Raw genomic sequence first — 19,474 nt, 5'->3', positions numbered from 1 at the left:
CCTGGGGCAGGGGGGGGCGCGGCGGCAAATCGCAACTGCAACTAGGCGAGGCCCTTCGACAAGCTCAGAGGGGCCGCGCTCTACGGTACGCGCGCGGCCGGTCTCCGCAGAAGGGGTGGGTGGTGCTGAAATACGCCGGGGCGAGGACCGGGCCGCGCTCCATGCTGTTCTTCCAATAGGTCCCGGATAAGCCTTCGGCTTTCCGGGATGACGATGTGGTGAACTCTTGCCCTTCCAAGTGCGTCGACTGCTTCATCAGAGTTGTTTATGAGAACGCAGCCGCAGCCGAGCCCTACTCCGGCAGGAACATGTCGGTGATCTGCTTCTCGCCATTCTCCTTCTCGAGATAGGCGATGACGACGTCGACATCGGTGCTGATGCCGGACAAGTTCATGTCCTGGGGCAGCTTGTAGGTCACGCCGTCGCTGAGCGTGATGGTCATGGTTTCCTCGTCGATCTTGGTGATCGTTCCTTCCGCGTCGGCGGCAAGGGCAAGCCCCGGGGACAGGAAAATGGCAAGGGAAAGAGCGGCAGCGGCGATGCGCATGATTGAACCTCTGGTCTGAAGGTAGTCCGACCACGCGGACCGTATCGTTGATGCAGCGGAGTGGAAACCAAAAATATGTCAAAAGTGGTTCGCGACGCGGTGTTTGACCGCGCTTTCAAAGGCCAATAGAAGCTAGCGGAACCTACTTGCGATCGGGCGACCATGTCTCACAACACTTTTGGCCATCTCTTCCGTGTCACCACCTGGGGCGAAAGCCATGGGCCGGCCATCGGCTGCGTCGTCGACGGCTGCCCGCCCGGCATCCGCTTCACCCAGGCGGAGGTCCAGGCCGACCTCGACAAGCGCCGCCCGGGCCAGTCGCGCTTCGTCACGCAAAGGCGGGAGCCCGACCAGGTGAAGATCCTGTCCGGCGTGATGACCGACGAGGATGGCGAGACGCTGATCACCACCGGCACACCGGTTTCCATGCTGATCGAGAATGTCGATCAAAGGTCGAAGGATTACAGCGATATCGCCAAGCGGTTTCGCCCCGGCCACGCCGATTACACTTATGAGGCAAAATACGGCCTCAGGGACTACCGCGGCGGGGGCCGGTCTTCGGCGCGGGAAACGGCCACGCGCGTTGCCGCCGGCGCGCTGGCCCGCAAGGTCGTGCCGGGCATGGTCGTGCGCGGGGCGCTGGTCGCGATGGGCGAAAAAACCATCGACCGCACCAATTGGGACTGGGATTACATCGGACATGCGGAGAACCCGTTCTTCACGCCAGATCCGGCCTCGGTGGCCATCTTCGCGGACTATCTCGACGGCATCCGCAAGAAGGGATCGTCAGTGGGCGCGGTGATCGAAGTGGTCGCAGAGGGCGTGCCGGCGGGTCTCGGCGCGCCGATCTATGCCAAGCTGGACCAGGATATCTGCGCCAATCTGATGTCGATCAACGCCGTCAAGGGCGTGGAGATCGGCAACGGGTTCGAGGCGGCCCGCATCACCGGCGAGGAAAACGCCGACGAGATGCGCATGGGCGCCGACGGGAAGCCGGTCTTCCTGTCCAACAATTCAGGCGGCGTGCTGGGCGGCATTTCCACCGGCGGGCCCATCGTCGCCCGTTTCGCCGTCAAGCCGACATCCTCCATCCTCACGCCGCGCAAATCCGTGGACAAGGACGGTGCGGAGGTCGACGTCATGACCAAGGGACGGCACGACCCCTGCGTGGGCATCCGCGCTGTGCCTATCGCCGAAGCAATGCTTGCCTGCACCATCGCCGATCATTATCTGCGCCATCGGGGACAGACAGGGAAACAGTGAACAGGATTGGTCTCGGTGCTCGTTGTTCTGGACAAGCCTGCCGCACCATTCACCATTCACCAATTGGAACAATGCAATAGATGCCATACGATCAGAAGAAAGTCGTCGAGGCGCTGCGCGCCTTTGAAGCTGGCGAGATCGTCGTCGTCATGGACGATGACGGGCGCGAGAACGAAGGCGACCTGATCGTCGCGGCGGTGCATTGCACGCCGGAGAAGATGGCCTTCATTGTGCGCCACACGTCCGGCATCGTCTGTGCGCCCATGCCGCGCGAGGAGGCCAAGCGCCTCAGCCTGGCGCCCATGGTCGCCGACAACGACGCGCCGCACCAGACGGCCTTTACCGTCAGCGTGGATTTCAAGCACGGCACGACCACCGGCATATCGGCCGAGGACCGCACCCTGACGGTGCGCAACCTCGCCAATCCCAATGTCGGCGCATCCGACTTCGTGCGGCCGGGCCACATCTTTCCGCTGGTGGCCCGCGAAGGCGGCGTGCTGATGCGCTCGGGACATACGGAAGCAGCCGTCGATCTTTGCAAGCTGGCCGGCCTGCCGCCGATCGGCGTCATCTGCGAACTGGTCAATGACGACGGGGCGGTAAAGCGCGGGCCGGACGTGCAGGCCTTCGCCGAGGAGCACGGGCTGAAGCAGGTCTCCGTCGCCGATCTCATCGCCTACCGGCAGCGCCAGGAAACGCTGGTCGAGCGCGTCGGCACCTTTCCCATCACGACACGTTCCGGCCCCGCAACCGCCCACGCCTACACATTGCCCTGGGAGGCGATGCAGCATCTGGCCATCGTGTTCGGCGATATCCGGGACGGGTACGAGATTCCGGTGCGGCTGCACACGGAGGATGTGGCAGAGGATGTCTTCGGCGCCGAACAACGCCTGCAAAAGACCGTGGAGCACATGGCGGCGCAGGGACGCGGCGTGCTGGTCTATCTGCGCGAAGGCTCCATCGGCGTGGCCCACCAGCAGCGTCGTGCCCACGGCACGGCGGACAGCGAAGCGCATGCGGAAGCCCTCCAGCGCGAAAGTGAATGGCGCGAGATCGGGCTCGGGGCGCAAATCCTGCGCGACCTCGGCATCTCGTCCATCCGCCTCATCGCATCGCGCGAGCGCCACTATGTCGGACTGGAAGGCTTCGGCATCGAGATCGCCTCCACGGATATCCTTTAGCAGAAGAGGCCCCGCATCGAGGCGGAGCCTTTTCTTTCGAGCGTCCAATCTTCCTGGAATTGCTCTATTCGGCAGGTTGCGGCACAGGTGTTGCGATGGGCGCGCGTCCTCCGTCGGCCAGCACCCGCTGCCCGAGAAGAACCGTCAGCAGTGCCGCCATTGCCGACACGACGGAAACCCAGAAGCCGTTATGCGGACCGAAAGTGTCGACCACCCAGCCGGCCGTGAACGCGCCCGCGGCCATGCCGATGCCGATGCCGGTCATCACCCAGGTGATACCCTCGGTCAGCGCCGTTTCCGGCACGCGGCGCTCGATCAGCCCGAATGCGGTGATGAAGGTCGGCGAGATGGCAAGTCCGCTGACGAACACGGCCAGCGCCAGGAGAGCCACCGTGTCGGCGAAGAGCAGCGGCACGGTTGTCACCGCGATCACCGTGACGGCGATGGCGAGCTGGCGGTGCAGCGGCGTGGCGAGGTTGAGCGCCCCCAGCACGAGCCCCACGACGAACGATCCGACCGCATAGACGCCGATCACCAGGCTGGCCGCGCCGGGCTGCCCAAGTTCCTTGGTGATCGCGACCGCGCTCACTTCGGCGGTGGCGAAGATCGCGCCTATGAACACCAGCGCAAGCGTGAGGATCTGCACCGGCCTCAGCCTGATCGCCGAAACGCTGGCGACGTCCATGGTGGGCCGGAGGGTCGGTTCGGTCGACCGCTGGAGCAGGAAAGCAACCGTGCCCACGGCCAGGAACAGCGTGCTGACCAGCATGCCCGCTTCCGGGAACAGGGAGACGCTCAGGCCCACCGAGAGCGACGCGCCGGCGATGTACATCAGTTCGTCGGCCGCCGATTCGAAGGCGAAGGCGGTATTCAGCTCGGGCCTGTTGCGGAAGATCCCCGTCCAGCGTGCGCGTATCATCGCCGGCATGCTGGGCATGGCTGCGGCCAGGAACGCCGAGACGAACAACGTCCAGGCAGGCCAGTCCTGGTTCGCGGCGGCGATCAGCGCCATGAACGCGACGACGGAGATGGCGGTGGTGGGCCCCACCACGGCCGTCTGGCCGAGCCTGTCGACCCGACGCGAGATTTGCGGGGCGAGGAAAGCATTGGTCAGCGCGAAGGTGGCGGAAACGGCCCCTGCCAACCAGTATTCGCCCTGTGTCTGGGACAGCATGGCGACGATGCCGATCGGCACCATGGCGATCGGCAGCCGGGCGAGGAAGCCGGCAGCGGCGAAGCCTTTGGCTCCCGGCGCCTTGAAGATCTCGCTATAAGGGTTAGGCATCGATGTGATCCTTGATGGAGGGTGCGAAGAGGTTTACATACGCTGCGTATGTTCATCAGATAATGACATACGGTTCGTATGTCAAATAATATACGTAGCGTATGTGAAGACGAGGAATGGATGGCGCATAAACCGCGCAGCGAAATGATCGCAGAAACCCGTGCCAAGCTGGTCGCCGCTGCCCGCCAGGCCTTCGGCACCGTCGGCTATGCGGACGCGTCGATGGATGACTTCACCGCCGAGGCGGGGCTGACGCGCGGCGCGCTCTATCACCATTTCGGCGGCAAGAAGGGCCTGCTGGAAGCCGTGATCGCGGAAATCGACGCGGAGATGAACGAACGCCTTCGCGAGATCACGGCGGACGCCGAAACGCCGTGGCAGGGGTTCGTGGACGAGTGCATCGCCTATCTGAGAATGGCGCTCGAGCCGGAAATCCAGCGCATCATGCTGCGCGACGGTCCCGCCGTTCTCGGCGATCCCACGACATGGCCGAACCAGAGCGCCTGCATCGCCTCGCTTTCGACGAATCTGCGCAGGCTGCGGGATGCCGGCACGATCGTCGATCTCGACCCGGACGCCATGGCGCATCTGATCAACGGCGCGTCGCTGAACGCTTCGCTGTGGATCGCCAACGCGCCCGATCCGGAAGAGACGTCGCGAAGGGCGGTGGGTGCCTTCAGGGTGCTGCTTGAAGGACTGCTGGCAGACAAGCCCGCGCGGCAGTGAATCTTCCGCCTGGCGGCGTTGACTGACGGACCAGGCCTATGCCCGAAGGCGAAAGGGGCGTGGCCAAACGGCCAATTCCCGCTTAGAGCCGATTTTGGCAGAAACAAAATCTCGCTCTAAGCCTTTGTTTGGTCGCAAGTCTTTTCGGAAAACCGGTTCCCACTTTTCCGGACTTGCTCTATATCGGGGCATGACCACGAGATTGTACAGCCATCCCGCCTGCCTCGAACACATCACGCCTCCCGGCCATCCGGAGCGCCCGGACAGGCTGCGCGCCATCGAGCGCGTGCTGCAGCATGAGGTTTTCGAGCCGCTCGACCGGGCCGAGGCGCCGCTGGCCGACGAGGCGGCGATCCTTTTGGCCCATCCCGAAAGCTACCGCGCGCGGGTGCGCGGCACGGTCCCGGAAACCGGGATGGCGCGCATCGACGCGGACACGTCCGTCAGCCCCGGAAGCTACGAGGCAGCGCTGCGCGCCGTCGGCGGCGCGATGGCGGCGGTCGACGCCGTCTTTACCGGCACGGCGGACAACGCCTTCGTGGCGACCCGCCCGCCGGGCCATCACGCCGAGAAGAACAAGGCCATGGGCTTTTGCCTCTTCAACAACGCCGCGATCGCCGCGCGCCATGCCCAGAAGGCGCATGGCGCCGAGCGCGTGGTCATCGTCGACTGGGACGTGCACCACGGCAACGGCACGCAGGACATATTCTGGGACGACCCGACCGTCATGTACTGCTCCACGCATGAGATGCCGCTTTATCCGGGCACCGGCGCGGCCAGCGAGACGGGAGCGGGCAACATCGTCAACGTGCCGCTGGCCGCCGGCGACGGCGGCGACGCCTTGCGCGACGCCTTTGATGCGGTGATCCTGCCGCGCGTCGTCGAATTCCGGCCCGACCTGATCATCATTTCGGCCGGTTTCGATGCCCATTATCGCGATCCGCTGGCCGATCTGAACTTTCGCGAGGAGGATTTCGCGTGGGCAACCTCGATGCTTATGGAAAAGGCCGACCGTTTGTGCGGCAGCCGCATTGTCAGCCTGCTTGAAGGCGGCTACGACCTCGAGGGGCTGGCGCTTTCGGTCGCCGCCCATGTCGGACGCTTGATGAAAGGGTGAGGGATGACCCCCGAGACCAATATTGGCGAAACCACTACCGCCGAAGCCAACAAGGACATCAAGGCGATGAGCTTCGAGCAGGCGCTGGAGGCGCTGGAGAACATCGTCAACGACCTGGAGCGCGGCGACGTGCCGCTGGAACAGTCGATCCGCATCTATGAGCGCGGCGAAGCCCTGAAGGCGCATTGCGACAAGCTGCTGAAAGCGGCCGAGGACAAGGTGGAGAAGATCCGCCTTTCGCGCGAAGGCCAGGCCGCCGGCGTCGAGCCTCTCGACCCGCAATAGACCACGCCCGCCACACTTTCCGAAAGTGAAGCCCGTGAAGCCGCTCCAGACACCGCTGCTCGACACGATCCGTGTTCCCGCCGACATGAAGCGGCTGGGGGAGGGCGACCTTCCGCAACTGGCCGAGGAACTGCGCGCCGAGACGATCGACGCCGTGTCGCGGACCGGCGGGCATCTCGGCGCGGGGCTGGGCGTGGTCGAGCTCACCGTGGCGCTGCACTATGTCTTCGACACGCCCGACGACCGGCTGATCTGGGATGTCGGCCATCAGGCCTATCCGCACAAGATCCTGACCGGACGCCGCGACCGCATCCGCACCCTGCGGCAGGAAGGCGGGCTCTCCGGCTTCACCAGGCGCGTGGAAAGCGAATACGACGCCTTCGGCGCGGCCCATTCGTCCACGTCGATCTCGGCCGGCCTCGGCATGGCGGTGGCCCGCGACCTGAAAGGCCGGCGCAACAACGTCATCTCGGTCATCGGCGATGGGGCCATGTCCGCCGGCATGGCCTATGAGGCGATGAACAATGCCGGCGCGCTGGATGCGCGCCTGATCGTCATCCTCAACGACAACGACATGTCGATCGCCCCGCCCCAGGGCGCGATGAGCGCTTATCTCGCGCGCCTGGCCTCCGGCCGCACCTATCAGGGCTTTCGCGACTTCGGAAAGAAGCTGACCTCCTATCTCGGCAAGAATGTCGACCGCGCCATCACCCGCGCCGTGGAGCATGCGCGCGGCTATGTCACCGGCGGCACGCTGTTCGAGGAGATGGGCTTCTTCCATATCGGCCCGATCGACGGGCACAATCTGGAGCATCTCATCCCGGTCCTGAAGAATGTGCGCGACCACGGCCAGGGCCCGGTGCTGATCCATGTCGTGACCCAGAAGGGCAAGGGCTATGCGCCGGCCGAAGCCGCCGCCGACAAATATCACGGCGTGTCGAAGTTCGACGTCATCACGGGCGCGCAGGCCAAGGCCCCTTCCAACGCGCCCTCCTACACCAAGGTTTTCGCGCAGAGCCTCATCGAGGAAGCGCGCGAGGACGACCGCATCGTGGCCGTTACCGCGGCCATGCCGTCGGGCACCGGGCTCGATCTGTTCGGCAAGGAATTTCCCGGCCGCACCTTCGATGTCGGCATCGCCGAACAGCACGGCGTGACCTTCGCCGCCGGCATGGCGACCGAGGGCTACCGGCCATTCGCGGCCATCTATTCCACCTTCCTGCAGCGCGCCTACGATCAGGTGGTGCATGACGTGGCGATCCAGAACCTGCCGGTGCGCTTTGCCATAGACCGCGCCGGCTTCGTCGGCGCCGACGGGGCGACCCACTGCGGCGCTTTCGACATAGCCTATCTGGCGAGCCTGCCGAACTTCGTGGTGATGGCGGCGGGCGACGAGGCGGAGCTGAAGCACATGGTGCGCACGGCGGCCGTCCACGACAGCGGGCCCATCGCCTTCCGCTATCCGCGCGGCAATGGCGTCGGCGTCGACATGCCGGAGCGCGGCGAGGTGCTGGAGATCGGCAAGGGCCGGATCATGCGCGAGGGCTCCAAGGTCGCCATCCTTTCCTACGGCGCGCGGCTGGCCGACTGCCTCAAGGCGGCGGACGAGCTGGATTCGGCGGGCCTTTCCACCACCGTCGCCGACGCCCGCTTCGCCAAGCCGCTGGACGAGGCACTGATACGCGCCCTCGCTGAAAACCACGAGGTTCTGGTGACCGTCGAGGAAGGCTCAGTCGGCGGCTTCAGCGCGCATGTCATGCATTTCCTGGCGCATGAGGGGCTGCTGGAAAGCGGCCTGAAGCTGCGCCCGCTGGTGATGCCCGACATCTTCATGGACCACGCCAAGCCGGAAAAGATGGTGGCGGATGCCGGGCTCGACGCGGCGGGCATCGTGGGCACCGTATTTGCGGCGCTTGGCCGTGCCGATCAAGCCGTCCGCGCCTGATCACCCACGCCTTGCGATCAATTCTGCGTTGCGTTCCGCGCTTGCGGGATGGCGAAATTGGCACCGACCTCGTCATCAGCTCTGAGCGCATTCGTTGACAGGCTCGGGAGCGCGCGAGTTTCCCACATCGTCATCCCGGCCGACCGCAGGGAGAGCCGGGACCTATTGGGTTTGCGCGGCCGGGTTCCGCAGAAGGCGCGGGTGGTGTTGCAATGTGCCGGGGCGAGGACTGGGCCGGGCTCTACGATGTTCTTCCAATGGGTCCCGGATAGCCCTTCGGGCTTCCGGGATGACGAACTGCTGCGGGCCTGCATCCTCCAAAACGCATCAACGGATCCTCAGGGTTGATGACGACGGTGGGGCGGCTTCATCCTCCTTCGGAAGCGCCAACGACTGTCTTGCTGGAGCCAATAAGTGTTGCAGAACACAACTTAAAGGTGCATTTTGCTGCTCATGGGCGGGTAAGTCTACATCCTGGCATCGCGGAAGAACGGAACGCTTTACACCGGCGTTACCGGCAATCTTGAGCAACGCATGTGGGAACATAAAGAAGGTCTCACCGGCGGTTTTACCAAGAAGTATGGTGTGAAAACGCTGGTTTGGTACCAGGAGTATCGCGACATCCGCGATGCCATCGAGGACGAAAAGCGCATCAAGCGATGGCGGCGCAGATGGAAGCTGGAGATGATCGAGGCCATCAATCCCGGCTGGGACGACTTGTACGAGACGTTGAATATGTGAGCGTAATAAACTCAGGCTCGTCATCAACTCTGTTTTTCGAGGTGGAGTCCCTGATTCCGACGTTAAGGATGACGAAGCCGAGCGCCCCACCTTCGTCATCCCGGCCGACCGCAGGGAGAGCCGGGACCCATTGAGAGGCGCGGCCGGTCTCCGCAGAAGGGGCTGTCGGTGCAGAAATGCGCCAAGGGCCAGGACCGGGCAGCGCCCTGCGATGCTCTTCCAATGGGTCCCGGATGGCCCTTCGGGCTTCCGGGATGACGAAGGTGGGGAACTCGTGCACTTCCAAAAGCGCGTCGACTGCTTCCTCAGAGTTGATGACGAGGTGAGAACCCTGCGACCCACTTGCCATCCGGGGCCGCTTCCTTCACTGAACAGCCATGACCGCCCCGACGACACAATCCGGCATCCGGCCCGGCATCCGGCCCCGCATCCGTCTCGACCAGCTTCTGGTCGAGCGCGGTGTTTTCGCCACGCGGGCGCGGGCTCGCGACGCGATCCAGCGGGGCACGGTGCGGGTGGCGGGGGCGGTGGCCGTCAAGCCGGGGCAGATGGTTGCCGGCAATGCGGAGGTGGCCGTGGACGATCCTGCGCGGCGCTATGTCTCGCGCGCCGCGCTCAAGCTCGTTCACGGGCTGGACCATTTCGGCCTTAACCCGGCCGGGGCGCTTGCGCTGGACATCGGGGCGTCCACGGGCGGGTTTACGCAGGTGCTTTTGGAGCGCGGCGCGGCCCGTGTGATCGCCATCGACGTGGGCACCGGCCAGATGGACCCGGAGATCGCCAGCGATCCGCGCGTGACCGGCATCGAAGGGATCAATGCGCGGGCCCTGACGCTGGACGATATCGGCGGCGTGCCTCCCGATTTCCTCGTCTGCGACGTCAGCTTCATCTCGCTCAGGCTGGCGCTGCCGCCGGCCCTGGACATGGCCGCGCGGGGCGCGCATGGACTGTTTCTCGTCAAGCCGCAATTCGAGGCCGGGCGCGAGGCGATCGGCAAGGGAGGCCTGTTGCGCGATCCCTCGCGGGCGGATGCGATAGCCGACGACATGGCAGGGTGGCTTGGCCGGCAGGACGGGTGGCGAACGATCGGCCTGACGCAATCCCCCATAGAAGGCGGCGACGGCAATCGCGAATTCCTTCTCGCCGCGCGGAAGGACATATGAGCCAGACATTGACCATCGCCACCCTGGGGGCGCAGGGGGACGGCATCGCCGAGACGCCGCAAGGGCCGGTTTTCGTGCCCTTCGCGCTGCCCGGCGAAACCGTGCGCGCCGAGGTCGGCAAGGGCAAGGCCGTGCTGGAAGAGGTTCTAACGCCGGCGCCGGAACGGGCCGTGCCCGCCTGCCGCCATTTCACCGATTGCGGCGGCTGCGCGGCCCAGCATCTCGGCGCCGCTTCCTATGCCGAATGGAAGCGCGAAAAGCTGGTCAGGGCGCTCACCATGCGCGGGATAGAAGCCGAAGTGGCGCCGCTGATCGGCTGCCCTCCAGCTTCCAGGCGGAGGGTCACTTTCACCGCGCGGAAGCTGAAGGACAAGGTTCTTCTCGGCTACAATGCCGCCCAGTCCCACCGCATCGTCGATATCGAGGAATGTCCGATCTCGCTGCCGGTGATCGTTGCCGCTAAGGAAGACATCCGGCAATTGGCCGGCGTGCTCGCCGCGACGCCCAAGCCTTTCCGCATCACCGTGACGGCGACGGCGACCGGGCTCGACATATCGGTCGACGGCGCGGGCAGGCTGGGCGAGAAGCAGGGGCGCAAGGCGGTCGATCTGGCGCTGGGCGCCGGCTTTGCCCGGGTTGTCGCCGGCGGCGAGACGCTGGTGGAAAGCGCGCGGCCGAAGGTGATCTTCGGCGGCATCGCCGTCTCGCTGCCGCCGGGGGGCTTTCTGCAGGCGGTCGAGGCTGCCGAGGAAGCCATGGCCGGGCTCGTTGGCGACCATCTCGCGGGCTCGAATTTCACGGCCGATCTTTTTGCCGGCTCCGGCACCTTCGCGCTGCGGCTGGCAAGGCAGGGCAGGGTTCATGCGGTCGAAGGGGATGCGGCGGCGCTGGCGGCGCTCGACGAGGCCGCGCGCCTGTCGCCGCAGCTCAAGCCGGTGACCTCGGAAAGGCGCGATCTCTACAACCGGCCTTTGCTGGCCCGCGAGCTCGACCGTTTCGACGGCCTCGTCTTCGACCCGCCCCGCGCCGGCGCGGAGGACCAGTGCCGGCAGATCGCCAAGTCGAAGATCAGGCGCATCGCCGCCGTCTCGTGCAATCCCGGAACGCTCGCCCGCGACCTGGCTGTTCTCATCGAAGGCGGCTACTGCATCGCGCGGGTCACGCCCATCGACCAGTTCCTCTGGTCGCCGCATGTGGAGGCGGTGGCGCTCCTGGAGCGGGGAAGGTGATGCTGCCGCCCCCTTGTCAGACGACCGCATGGGGCTCCGAGCCCTTTGCGGGCGCGCCGAAAGCGGGTAGTGAGTCGCCATGACAAAATGGCGTCCGAGATCCAGCATCAGGGTGATCGCAATTGGCCTGCATTGGCGGGACGGGCGCCTGCTGGCCGCCGAAATTTACGACGATAAGGGACAGGTGAAGGGTGTGCGCCCACTCGGTGGCGAGGTGGAATTCGGAGAGCTTTGGTCGACAGCAATCGTCAGAGAATTTAAGGAAGAGTTGGGGATCGACGTCTCCGTCAAAGGCGATCCACTTGTCATGGAGAACATCTTTACCCATGAGGGTGTGGCCGGCCATGAAGTCGTTTTCATCGGCGAGGTTTTGTTCCCCGATTGCGCGTTCGCTGGGCAGGACAGGATCGCCTTTCAGGAGGACAACGGAGTGCCTTGCCTGGCGCGCTGGTTCGACCTCAGCGATCTCGACCTTGATAGCGGGCCGAGGCTCTATCCTTCGGGCCTGAAAGACCTACTGCTGAATACAATCGACGCATAACGGCCGAGGCTTGGTCAAACTCCAGTCCAGTTTAATCCGCGGCGCTGGGATTCAAGTTTTTATCGAAGAACTTGAAACCAGACGCCCGTGATTCAACCAAACTTCAATCCGTCACCTGCCCGTCACGCCTGCGTGCCGCCCACCGTCATCCTGTCCCATCCTGAGATGCGGCCGGCCGGCGCCGACGGGGACAACTTGGCCCGCCTTGCCGCACATGCCGATGCCGACTTCATGTTATTGCCGAAAACAGAGACGCGGTGGATGGCGCCTACTGCATCGCCTTTCTGACCGAGCGCTGCGCTTGAATTGAGCGCCTATTGAGCTTACATTGGGCGTGATACCATAAAATCATGTAAGGATTCTGGTATGACCGCCGCGGTATTCGATGTTTCCGCGTCCCATTTCAGGGAGGACAGCGCGCCCTTTCTGTCGGCACGCCGCGTGGCCGAAAGGCTAGGGGTGACTCTCACTGAACTGGCCGGGCTGATCGGCGTGGCCCGCAATACTCTGACCGCCAAGGCCGGCGCCCGCAAGGTCGATGCGGCGTTGAGCCCCGTCGTCCGCATCCTGGCGATGGCCGGCGAGATGGCCGGCGGCGAGGATCGTGCCGCGATCTGGTTCAAGCATCAGCCGATTCCCGGCTGGGCGGGAAAGACCGCCTACGATCTCGTGCGCGAGAAAAAGGCCGACAAGGTTCTTGCCTATCTCGAGGCCGTTCGCTCGGGCGTCTATGCCTGAAGACGAACGGCGGCGGCTCGCTCTTTGGCGTGCCTTCGTGCCGCGATGGGCACATCTGCCGTTGTCCGGCGAAGGTGCCGCCCGCTTCGGCGGACGCTGGAACCCGCCGGGCCAGCGGACGATCTATGCCGCATGCGAGCTTTCGACGGCCTGGGCGGAATACAATCAGGGCTTCGTCCAGCATCCCGCGCTCATTGCGCAACTCGAACTGACCGGTGCGCGATTGGCCGACCTGACCGCGACGGATATCCTCGATTCGCTAGGTGTCAGCGCACAGATCCACCGATGCGAATGGCGCGCGATGCTCGACAACGGTGTCGAGCCGGAAACGCACCAGCTACAGCGGCGCCTTTTACGGGATGATTTCGACGGTGTGCTCTACCCGTCCTTCATGTCGCCGGGCGGCACCTGCGTCGCCCTTTGGCGCTGGAACGAGGAGGGATCGCCCCGGCTCAAGGTTGTCGACCCGGAGCATAGACTGCCGCGAACGCCGGCGTCCTGGGTGGAGCCAGAGCCTTGGCGATCGACCATCCAAGGCCACTTTGATCGCCGGCGCTTGCGCGGCCATAGCGCCGTTCACGCCTGCGTGCCGCCTACCGTCATCCTGTCCATCCTGAGGTGCGGCTGGCCGACGCCGACGGGGACGCCCTGGCCGGCTTTGCCGCACATGCCGATGCCGGTGTCGAGCTTCATGTCGTTGCCGACCATGGAGACGCGGTGCATGGCGTCGGGGCCGTTGCCGATGAGCATGGCGCCCTTGATGGGGTGGGTGACTTTGCCGTCCTCGATCATGTAGGCCTCGGTGCAGCCGAACACGAACTTGCCGGAGGTGATGTCGACCTGGCCGCCGCCGAAGGACACGGCGTAGACGCCCTTCTTCACCGAGGCGATGATCTCCTCGGGCGTCTTGTCGCCGCTCGTCATGTAGGTGTTGGTCATGCGTGGCATGGGCTCGTGCGCGTAGGATTCGCGGCGTCCGTTGCCGGTGGGCTTCATGCCCATGAGGCGGGCGTTCTGCCGGTCCTGCATGTAGCCGACCAGCTTGCCGTCCTCTATCAGCACATTGCGGGCCGAGGACGTGCCCTCGTCGTCGATGGTCAGCGAGCCGCGGCGCTCGGCCATCGTGCCGTCGTCGACGACGGTCACGCCTTTTGCAGCAACCTGCTGGCCCATGAGCCCGGCGAAGGCGGAGGTCTTCTTGCGGTTGAAATCGCCCTCCAGCCCATGGCCGACGGCCTCGTGCAGCATGACCCCAGGCCAGCCATTGGCCAGAACGATGTCGAAGGTGCCGGCCGGCGCCGGCCTGGCGTCGAGATTGACGAGTGCCTGGCGCAGCGCTTCGCCGGCGGCGAACTGCCAGGAATCCTCGGCAAGGAAATCACCGAAGCTCTTGCGCCCGCCCATGCCGTATGAGCCCGATTCCTGCCGGTCGCCGTCGCCCACGATGACGGAGACGTTGAAGCGGACGAGCGGGCGGATGTCGCGGGCAAGGTGCCCGTCGGCGCGCAGGATCTCCACGTGCTGCCACGAGGCGGCCAGCGATGCCGTTACCTGGCGGACGCGCGGGTCCCGCGCGCGCAGCCATGCGTCGATCTCCTGCAGCAGCCTTGCCTTCGCCTCGAAGCCGGGCGCGGCAATGGGATTGTCGTCGCCGTAAAGGCGCTGGTTGGTGCCTTGCGGTGCCGCGGCGAGCTTGCCCGAATAGCCGTGCTTGACGGCGGCGACGGCTTCAGATGCACGCTTGAGCGAGGCTTCCGACAGCTCGCTGGAATGGGCGTAGCCGGTGGCCTCTCCCGCGACCGCGCGCAAGCCGAAACCCTGATCGGTGTTGAAACTGGCGGTCTTCAGACGGCCGTCGTCGAGCACCAGCGCCTCGCCTTCCCGGTATTCCAGGAAGAGCTCGCCGTCGTCGGCCCCGCCGAGGACGTCGGCGACGACCTTCTTCAGCCGGTCTTCGGAACAATCAAAACTGTCGAGGAGGGAGCGGGCCATGCGGAATTCCTTAGTTGCGGGGCTTCACCCCATTTAAGGAAGTCCGCGCCCACATTCCAGTACGGGGCGTTCGGTCGATGCGTGCAGCCGCGGTTCAGGGCAGCGCGTCGAAGCCCTCGCCGAAGCCGGTGAGGTCCACGGGAATGCCGATGCCTTCCTCCGGCGTCTGGAAGACGATGAAGGTGGCCGATTCGCCGGTCTTCAGCGTTTCGAGCAGCGGCTCCTCGAGGATGACCTCGGCATAGCACCCGTCCTGGAAGCAGCGCACGAAATAGGCGCGTCCGATGTCCTTGCCGTCGACATTGAGCCCGAGCCCGTTGGGCAGGAGCACGCCGAGCGGGGCCAGAACCCGCAATATCTCGGCCTTGTCGTCGGCGGTGCGCAGGACGACCACCGACAGGCCCACTTCCGGCCGGTCCTCCGCGACCACATTCTGCATCATGGCGCATTGCTCGGACGAAGCGCCGGCCGGCGTATCGCATATGATCGACCATGCCCCATGCGTGGAGCGTACCGTGCCGCCCGGCTGCTGCTGCGCGGACGCGGCGGCCAGGCTGAGCAACAAGGCGGACGCCCCTACGAGGGCGCGTGAGACAAAACGCATGGCTGAACCTCTCTCCCAGCGAATCACGGCAATCTATCGTGCGGCGAGCTTGCTCGAAAGTGAAACAGGATGCGAGCACAACCACGCCTTCCTGCAGGACTGCCGCGCAAGACTGCCCAAGAAATCGGCCGGAACCGCGAATACGCCCGCCGAACCTCCGCCGCCGCTGTTTCTGGACACTTCGAATGGGGGCTGAATGTGTCGAAAACCGGGAATAGCGCAAAAATGCCGCATCTTGGCATCCACGCCTTTCTTGCGGTTCAAAGGAGAGTATGGTTTGAGAGCCCTGAACAAAGCCAGATTTCACGATGCGGTTTTCTCGCCCGGGCTTGGTGCTGCCATTTGTGGCCTGGGGCGAAAGCACATCGATCGGGGAGATGACGAGGGTGATGAAGAAATTTGTTGCAGGCCTTGGGCTTTCCGCGCTGCCGCTCTGCGCCGCAGGGACGGCTTTCGCGGCCCAGCCACAAGATTGGCAGTGGCGCTTCCAGCCCGCCGCGACGGGCATCATGGAAGAGATCCGCTGGTTTGAGGTCTACACGCTGTGGTTCATCGTGCCGATCACGCTGCTGGTCATGGCGCTTCTGGCCTGGTGCACCTTCCGCTTTCGCGCCAGCGCCAATCCGGTGCCCTCGCGCACCAGCCACAATACGCTCATCGAAGTTTTGTGGACGGTCGGTCCGGTTCTGATTCTCCTGTTCCTGGCCATTCCCTCGTTCCAGCTCCTGACGGCGCAGTACACGCCCGTCGAGGAGCCGGAGATGACGATCAAGGCGACCGGCGTGCAGTGGTACTGGGACTATGAGTATCAGGGCGAGGAAGATTCCCTGTCATTCACGTCTCTCATGCTGCGGGAGGGCGACCGCCCGGCGGCCGGCAAGGAAGACAAATCCGTCTATCCGCGCCTGCTCGCGGTCGACAATGAAGTGGTCGTCCCGGTCGACACGACCGTGCGCGTTCTGGCGACGGCAAGCGACGTCATCCATGCCTTCGCGATGCCGGCCTTCGGCATCAAGGTCGACGCCGTGCCGGGCCGCATCAACGAGACCTGGTTCAAGGCGGAGCGTGAAGGCATCTATTACGGGCAGTGCTCGGAGCTTTGCGGCAAGGATCACGCTTTCATGCCGATCGCCATCCGGGTGGTCAGCCAGGAGCAATATGCCAACTGGTACGCCGCCGCCCAGGAGAATCTGGGCGAGGCGAATCGCGCCTTGATGGCTGCGGTCGAGAGCGGCAAGGATGAGGAGAAGGTTGCTTCCGTGGCCGAATAGGCCCAAGCGATCTCGAGGACAACTGGAGCGACAGGACATGGCAGGCGCTGCGACGCACGACACCCACCACGACCACAAGCCTTCGGGCTGGGTGCGTTGGGTCAATTCCACCAACCACAAGGATATCGGCACGCTGTACCTGATCTTCGCGATCACGGCCGGCGTGATCGGCGGCGCGCTCTCGGTGTTCATGCGTTGGGAGCTCGCCGAACCGGGCATCCAGATCTTCCACGGCCTGGCGGGCATGGTCTATGGCTTCGAAGGCGATGCGGCCATCGATGCCGGCAAGCAGATGTTCAACGTCTTCACGACGGCGCACGCCCTTATCATGATCTTCTTCATGGTGATGCCGGCGCTGATCGGCGGTTTCGCCAACTGGATGGTGCCGATCATGATCGGTGCGCCGGACATGGCGTTCCCGCGCATGAACAACATCTCGTTCTGGCTCCTGCCGCCAGCCTTCATCCTGGTGCTGCTTTCCATGTTCGTGCCCGGCCCCGCCGGCGGCTATGGCGCGGGCGGCGGCTGGACGATCTATCCGCCGCTGTCGACCTCCGGCCAGCCCGGACCGGCGATGGATCTCGTCATTCTGGGCCTGCATATTGCCGGCGCCTCGTCCATCCTCGGCGCCATCAATTTCATCACCACCATCTTCAACATGCGCGCGCCGGGCATGACCCTGCACAAGATGCCGCTGTTTGCCTGGTCGGTGCTGATCACCGCCTTCCTGCTGCTCCTGTCGCTGCCGGTTTTGGCGGGCGGCATCACCATGCTTCTGACCGACCGCAACTTCGGCACGGCCTTTTTCGCGCCCGAGGGCGGCGGCGATCCGATCCTGTTCCAGCACCTGTTCTGGTTCTTCGGCCACCCGGAGGTCTACATCCTGATCCTGCCGGGCTTCGGCATCGTCAGCCACATCGTGTCGACCTTCTCGCGCAAGCCGATCTTCGGTTATCTCGGCATGGCCTATGCCATGGTGGCGATCGGCGCGGTCGGCTTCGTCGTGTGGGCCCACCACATGTACACGACCGGCCTGTCGCTTGACACGCAGCGCTATTTCGTCTTCGCCACGATGGTGATCGCGGTGCCGACGGGCGTGAAGATCTTCTCGTGGATCGCCACGATGTGGGGCGGTTCGATCTCCTTCCGCGTGCCGATGCTGTGGGCCATCGCCTTCATCTTCCTGTTCACGCTGGGCGGCGTGACGGGCGTACAGCTCGCCAATGCCGGCCTCGACCGCGCCATGCACGACACCTACTACGTGGTGGCCCATTTCCACTACGTCCTGTCGATGGGCGCGGTGTTCGCCATCTTCGCCGGCTGGTATTACTGGTTTCCGAAGATGACCGGCTACATGTACAATTCCTTCATCGCCCGCCTGCATTTCTGGATCACCTTCATCGGCGTGAACGTGATCTTCTTTCCGCAGCATTTCCTGGGGCTGGCCGGCATGCCGCGCCGCTATATCGACTACCCCGACGCATTCGCCGGATGGAACATGGTTTCCTCCTACGGCTCCTATCTGGCGGCTGTCGGCGTGCTCGTGTTCCTCTACGGTGTCGCGGAAGCCTTCATGAAGAAGCGCGTCGCCGGCGCGAATCCGTGGGGCGAGGGGGCAACAACGCTGGAATGGCAGCTGCCTTCGCCGCCGCCTTACCACCAGTGGGAACAGCTACCGAAGATCAAGTAGGCACATGCGGCGGTGTCCGGGGGAAATCCCGGACACCGCGATTTTGGACCGAGAGACATGGCGCTAATCGAGCAGAAACATCTGGAAGAGCCGGCCGCTCGCCTTTCCGAGGCGACGCCCGGCGATTTCATCCAGCTTCTGAAGCCGCGCGTCATGTCGCTGGTCGTCTTCACGGCTTTTGTCGGCATGGCCGTTGCGCCGGCCAGCCCGAACCTCCTCATCGCAGCGATCTCGATCCTGGCGATCGCTGTCGGCGCCGGCGCCTCGGGCGCGCTGAACATGTGGTACGACGCCGACATCGACGCGGTCATGTCGCGCACCGCGCGCCGGCCCGTGCCTTCCGGCAAGGTGATGCCTGGCGAGGCACTGGCTTTCGGCCTGATCCTGTCGGTCTTCTCGGTGCTGACGCTCGGCCTGATGGCCAATTGGCTCGCCGGCGGCCTTCTCGCCTTCACCATCTTCTTCTACGCCGTCATCTATACGATGTGGCTGAAACGCTCGACGCCGCAGAACATCGTCATCGGAGGGGCGGCCGGCGCCCTGCCGCCGGTGATCGGATGGGCGGCTGTTACGGGGAGCGTGTCGCCGGAAAGCCTCGTGCTGTTCCTGATCATCTTCCTGTGGACGCCGCCGCATTTCTGGGCGCTGGCGCTGTTCAAGTCCGGCGACTACGAACGGGCGGGCATTCCGATGCTGCCCAATGTGGCGGGCGAGGCCCATACGCGGAAGCAGATATTCGCCTATGCAGTGCTTGTCGCGGCGATCGGCGTGGCGCCGACCCTGATGGGCTTTGCCAGCCTGTCCTACGGTGCGATCGCGCTGACGCTGGGCGCCGGCTTCGTCTGGTATGCGCTGGGCGTTCTGCGCATGGACCCGGCCGACCGCGAGATGCGTCCCGCCAAGGCGCTGTTCGGCTTTTCGCTGGTCTATCTCTTCGCCATTTTCGCCGCGCTCCTGTGCGACGGTCTGCTTGAAAGGTTGGGGAGCTAGGGTATGACGCAGGAACAGGAATATCTGAAACCCACCGAAAAGCAGCTCAAGGCGCGCCGTAACCGCAACATCGCGCTCGCACTGGCTTTGGCCGCTTTCGTCATTCTGGTCTATGTCGGCAGCCTTGCGAAGCTCGGCCCGGAACTGTTTGACAGGACGCTCTAGC

19 protein-coding genes and 2 pseudogenes are annotated in these 19,474 nt (G+C 64.6%); 16 read left to right on the top strand and 5 right to left on the bottom strand.

Going from position 1 to position 19,474, the window contains the following annotated elements; all coding sequences use genetic code 11:
- Positions 1 to 292: 292 nt before the first annotated feature.
- A complete protein-coding gene (locus N1058_RS02140) occupies positions 293 to 547 on the bottom strand; it encodes a DUF1344 domain-containing protein (RefSeq protein WP_265515820.1) in 255 nt (84 codons plus the stop codon).
- A gap of 162 nt (positions 548 to 709) precedes the next feature.
- Between N1058_RS02140 and aroC the strand changes: the two genes are divergently transcribed.
- Together aroC and ribB are read left to right on the top strand one after the other, a co-directional pair.
- Positions 710 to 1,810 carry a chorismate synthase gene (gene aroC / locus N1058_RS02135; protein WP_265515819.1) on the top strand — a complete coding sequence of 367 codons (1,101 nt, stop codon included), beginning with the start codon at positions 710 to 712 and terminating at the stop codon, positions 1,808 to 1,810.
- A gap of 80 nt (positions 1,811 to 1,890) precedes the next feature.
- Positions 1,891 to 2,991, top strand: a complete 1,101-nt coding sequence (ribB, locus tag N1058_RS02130; RefSeq protein ID WP_265515818.1) for a 3,4-dihydroxy-2-butanone-4-phosphate synthase — start codon at positions 1,891 to 1,893, stop codon at positions 2,989 to 2,991.
- A gap of 64 nt (positions 2,992 to 3,055) precedes the next feature.
- On the opposite strand, the gene N1058_RS02125 is transcribed toward ribB, so the two are convergent.
- Positions 3,056 to 4,276, bottom strand: coding sequence for an MFS transporter (locus N1058_RS02125; RefSeq protein WP_265515817.1), 1,221 nt, complete (start codon positions 4,274 to 4,276; stop codon positions 3,056 to 3,058).
- Between the two features lie 120 nt (positions 4,277 to 4,396).
- Between N1058_RS02125 and N1058_RS02120 the strand changes: the two genes are divergently transcribed.
- The 8 genes from N1058_RS02120 to N1058_RS02085 all read left to right on the top strand — a co-directional run bounded on the left by N1058_RS02120 (position 4,397) and on the right by N1058_RS02085 (position 12,023).
- Complete coding sequence (locus N1058_RS02120) at positions 4,397 to 5,002, top strand: TetR/AcrR family transcriptional regulator (protein WP_265515816.1); 606 nt, start codon at positions 4,397 to 4,399, stop codon at positions 5,000 to 5,002.
- A 190-nt stretch (positions 5,003 to 5,192) separates the two neighbouring features.
- A complete protein-coding gene (locus tag N1058_RS02115; protein ID WP_265515815.1) occupies positions 5,193 to 6,119 on the top strand; it encodes a histone deacetylase family protein in 927 nt (308 codons plus the stop codon).
- A gap of 3 nt (positions 6,120 to 6,122) precedes the next feature.
- The gene (locus N1058_RS02110; protein WP_265515814.1) at positions 6,123 to 6,404 is read left to right on the top strand and encodes an exodeoxyribonuclease VII small subunit; all 282 of its coding nucleotides are present in this window, start codon (positions 6,123 to 6,125) and stop codon (positions 6,402 to 6,404) included.
- Positions 6,405 to 6,429: 25 nt separating this feature from the next.
- Positions 6,430 to 8,349 (top strand): 1-deoxy-D-xylulose-5-phosphate synthase, encoded by a 1,920-nt coding sequence (dxs, locus tag N1058_RS02105; RefSeq protein ID WP_420847923.1) that lies wholly within the window; start codon positions 6,430 to 6,432, stop codon positions 8,347 to 8,349.
- Positions 8,350 to 8,820: 471 nt separating this feature from the next.
- Positions 8,821 to 9,090 (top strand): GIY-YIG nuclease family protein, encoded by a 270-nt coding sequence (locus N1058_RS02100; protein WP_265515917.1) that lies wholly within the window; start codon positions 8,821 to 8,823, stop codon positions 9,088 to 9,090.
- A 377-nt stretch (positions 9,091 to 9,467) separates the two neighbouring features.
- Complete coding sequence (locus tag N1058_RS02095; protein ID WP_265515812.1) at positions 9,468 to 10,253, top strand: TlyA family RNA methyltransferase; 786 nt, start codon at positions 9,468 to 9,470, stop codon at positions 10,251 to 10,253.
- On the top strand, positions 10,250 to 11,482 hold the full coding sequence (locus N1058_RS02090; protein ID WP_265515811.1) for a class I SAM-dependent RNA methyltransferase: 1,233 nt from the start codon (positions 10,250 to 10,252) through the stop codon (positions 11,480 to 11,482). The genes N1058_RS02095 and N1058_RS02090 overlap by 4 nt, the downstream gene beginning before the upstream one ends.
- A 79-nt stretch (positions 11,483 to 11,561) precedes the next feature.
- Complete coding sequence (locus tag N1058_RS02085; RefSeq protein WP_265515810.1) at positions 11,562 to 12,023, top strand: NUDIX hydrolase; 462 nt, start codon at positions 11,562 to 11,564, stop codon at positions 12,021 to 12,023.
- A 122-nt stretch (positions 12,024 to 12,145) separates the two neighbouring features.
- Here N1058_RS02085 and tldD (N1058_RS02080) read toward each other — a convergent pair.
- Positions 12,146 to 12,289, bottom strand: a pseudogene (gene tldD, locus N1058_RS02080) (metalloprotease TldD); the annotation flags it as partial.
- A 100-nt stretch (positions 12,290 to 12,389) separates the two neighbouring features.
- Here tldD (N1058_RS02080) and N1058_RS02075 point away from each other — a divergent pair.
- Complete coding sequence (locus tag N1058_RS02075; protein ID WP_265515809.1) at positions 12,390 to 12,761, top strand: antitoxin Xre/MbcA/ParS toxin-binding domain-containing protein; 372 nt, start codon at positions 12,390 to 12,392, stop codon at positions 12,759 to 12,761.
- Positions 12,754 to 13,266, top strand: a pseudogene (locus N1058_RS02070) (RES family NAD+ phosphorylase); the annotation flags it as partial. The gene N1058_RS02075 and the pseudogene N1058_RS02070, both read left to right, overlap by 8 nt.
- A gap of 71 nt (positions 13,267 to 13,337) precedes the next feature.
- Here the strand turns inward: N1058_RS02070 and tldD (N1058_RS02065) are convergent.
- Together tldD (N1058_RS02065) and N1058_RS02060 are read right to left on the bottom strand one after the other, a co-directional pair.
- Positions 13,338 to 14,753, bottom strand: a complete 1,416-nt coding sequence (gene tldD, locus N1058_RS02065) for a metalloprotease TldD (protein ID WP_265515808.1) — start codon at positions 14,751 to 14,753, stop codon at positions 13,338 to 13,340.
- A gap of 94 nt (positions 14,754 to 14,847) precedes the next feature.
- The gene (locus N1058_RS02060; RefSeq protein WP_265515807.1) at positions 14,848 to 15,357 is read right to left on the bottom strand and encodes an invasion associated locus B family protein; all 510 of its coding nucleotides are present in this window, start codon (positions 15,355 to 15,357) and stop codon (positions 14,848 to 14,850) included.
- A 389-nt stretch (positions 15,358 to 15,746) separates the two neighbouring features.
- Between N1058_RS02060 and coxB the strand changes: the two genes are divergently transcribed.
- The 4 genes from coxB to N1058_RS02040 are packed head-to-tail and all read left to right on the top strand — an operon-like array spanning position 15,747 to position 19,473.
- The gene (coxB, locus tag N1058_RS02055; RefSeq protein ID WP_265515916.1) at positions 15,747 to 16,628 is read left to right on the top strand and encodes a cytochrome c oxidase subunit II; all 882 of its coding nucleotides are present in this window, start codon (positions 15,747 to 15,749) and stop codon (positions 16,626 to 16,628) included.
- A gap of 37 nt (positions 16,629 to 16,665) precedes the next feature.
- The gene (gene ctaD, locus N1058_RS02050; RefSeq protein WP_265515806.1) at positions 16,666 to 18,318 is read left to right on the top strand and encodes a cytochrome c oxidase subunit I; all 1,653 of its coding nucleotides are present in this window, start codon (positions 16,666 to 16,668) and stop codon (positions 18,316 to 18,318) included.
- A 57-nt stretch (positions 18,319 to 18,375) separates the two neighbouring features.
- Positions 18,376 to 19,308, top strand: coding sequence for a heme o synthase (locus tag N1058_RS02045; RefSeq protein WP_265515805.1), 933 nt, complete (start codon positions 18,376 to 18,378; stop codon positions 19,306 to 19,308).
- 3 nt (positions 19,309 to 19,311) lie between these two features.
- A complete protein-coding gene (locus N1058_RS02040; protein WP_265515804.1) occupies positions 19,312 to 19,473 on the top strand; it encodes a hypothetical protein in 162 nt (53 codons plus the stop codon).
- Position 19,474: the final 1 nt, after the last annotated feature.

The organism is Nitratireductor luteus (assembly GCF_026162365.1).
In the GTDB taxonomy this organism is placed as follows: domain Bacteria; phylum Pseudomonadota; class Alphaproteobacteria; order Rhizobiales; family Rhizobiaceae; genus Chelativorans; species Chelativorans luteus.
The sequence above is the reverse complement of the archived record's forward strand: the minus strand, read 5'-3'. Positions and strand labels throughout refer to the sequence as shown.

Bases quoted from the DNA above. Each gene is read 5' to 3' on its own strand.
- N1058_RS02060 (WP_265515807.1), bottom strand. From the start codon at position 15,357: ATGCGTTTTGTCTCACGCGCCCTCGTAGGGGCGTCCGCCTTGTTGCTC.
- aroC (WP_265515819.1), top strand. From the start codon at position 710: ATGTCTCACAACACTTTTGGCCATCTCTTCCGTGTCACCACCTGGGGC.
- N1058_RS02110 (WP_265515814.1), top strand. From the start codon at position 6,123: ATGACCCCCGAGACCAATATTGGCGAAACCACTACCGCCGAAGCCAAC.
- N1058_RS02095 (WP_265515812.1), top strand. From the start codon at position 9,468: ATGACCGCCCCGACGACACAATCCGGCATCCGGCCCGGCATCCGGCCC.
- N1058_RS02120 (WP_265515816.1), top strand. From the start codon at position 4,397: ATGGCGCATAAACCGCGCAGCGAAATGATCGCAGAAACCCGTGCCAAG.
- ctaD (WP_265515806.1), top strand. From the start codon at position 16,666: ATGGCAGGCGCTGCGACGCACGACACCCACCACGACCACAAGCCTTCG.
- N1058_RS02140 (WP_265515820.1), bottom strand. From the start codon at position 547: ATGCGCATCGCCGCTGCCGCTCTTTCCCTTGCCATTTTCCTGTCCCCG.
- N1058_RS02115 (WP_265515815.1), top strand. From the start codon at position 5,193: ATGACCACGAGATTGTACAGCCATCCCGCCTGCCTCGAACACATCACG.
- N1058_RS02040 (WP_265515804.1), top strand. From the start codon at position 19,312: ATGACGCAGGAACAGGAATATCTGAAACCCACCGAAAAGCAGCTCAAG.
- N1058_RS02090 (WP_265515811.1), top strand. From the start codon at position 10,250: ATGAGCCAGACATTGACCATCGCCACCCTGGGGGCGCAGGGGGACGGC.
- N1058_RS02045 (WP_265515805.1), top strand. From the start codon at position 18,376: ATGGCGCTAATCGAGCAGAAACATCTGGAAGAGCCGGCCGCTCGCCTT.
- N1058_RS02085 (WP_265515810.1), top strand. From the start codon at position 11,562: ATGACAAAATGGCGTCCGAGATCCAGCATCAGGGTGATCGCAATTGGC.
- ribB (WP_265515818.1), top strand. From the start codon at position 1,891: ATGCCATACGATCAGAAGAAAGTCGTCGAGGCGCTGCGCGCCTTTGAA.
- N1058_RS02125 (WP_265515817.1), bottom strand. From the start codon at position 4,276: ATGCCTAACCCTTATAGCGAGATCTTCAAGGCGCCGGGAGCCAAAGGC.
- tldD (WP_265515808.1), bottom strand. From the start codon at position 14,753: ATGGCCCGCTCCCTCCTCGACAGTTTTGATTGTTCCGAAGACCGGCTG.
- N1058_RS02075 (WP_265515809.1), top strand. From the start codon at position 12,390: ATGACCGCCGCGGTATTCGATGTTTCCGCGTCCCATTTCAGGGAGGAC.
- coxB (WP_265515916.1), top strand. From the start codon at position 15,747: ATGAAGAAATTTGTTGCAGGCCTTGGGCTTTCCGCGCTGCCGCTCTGC.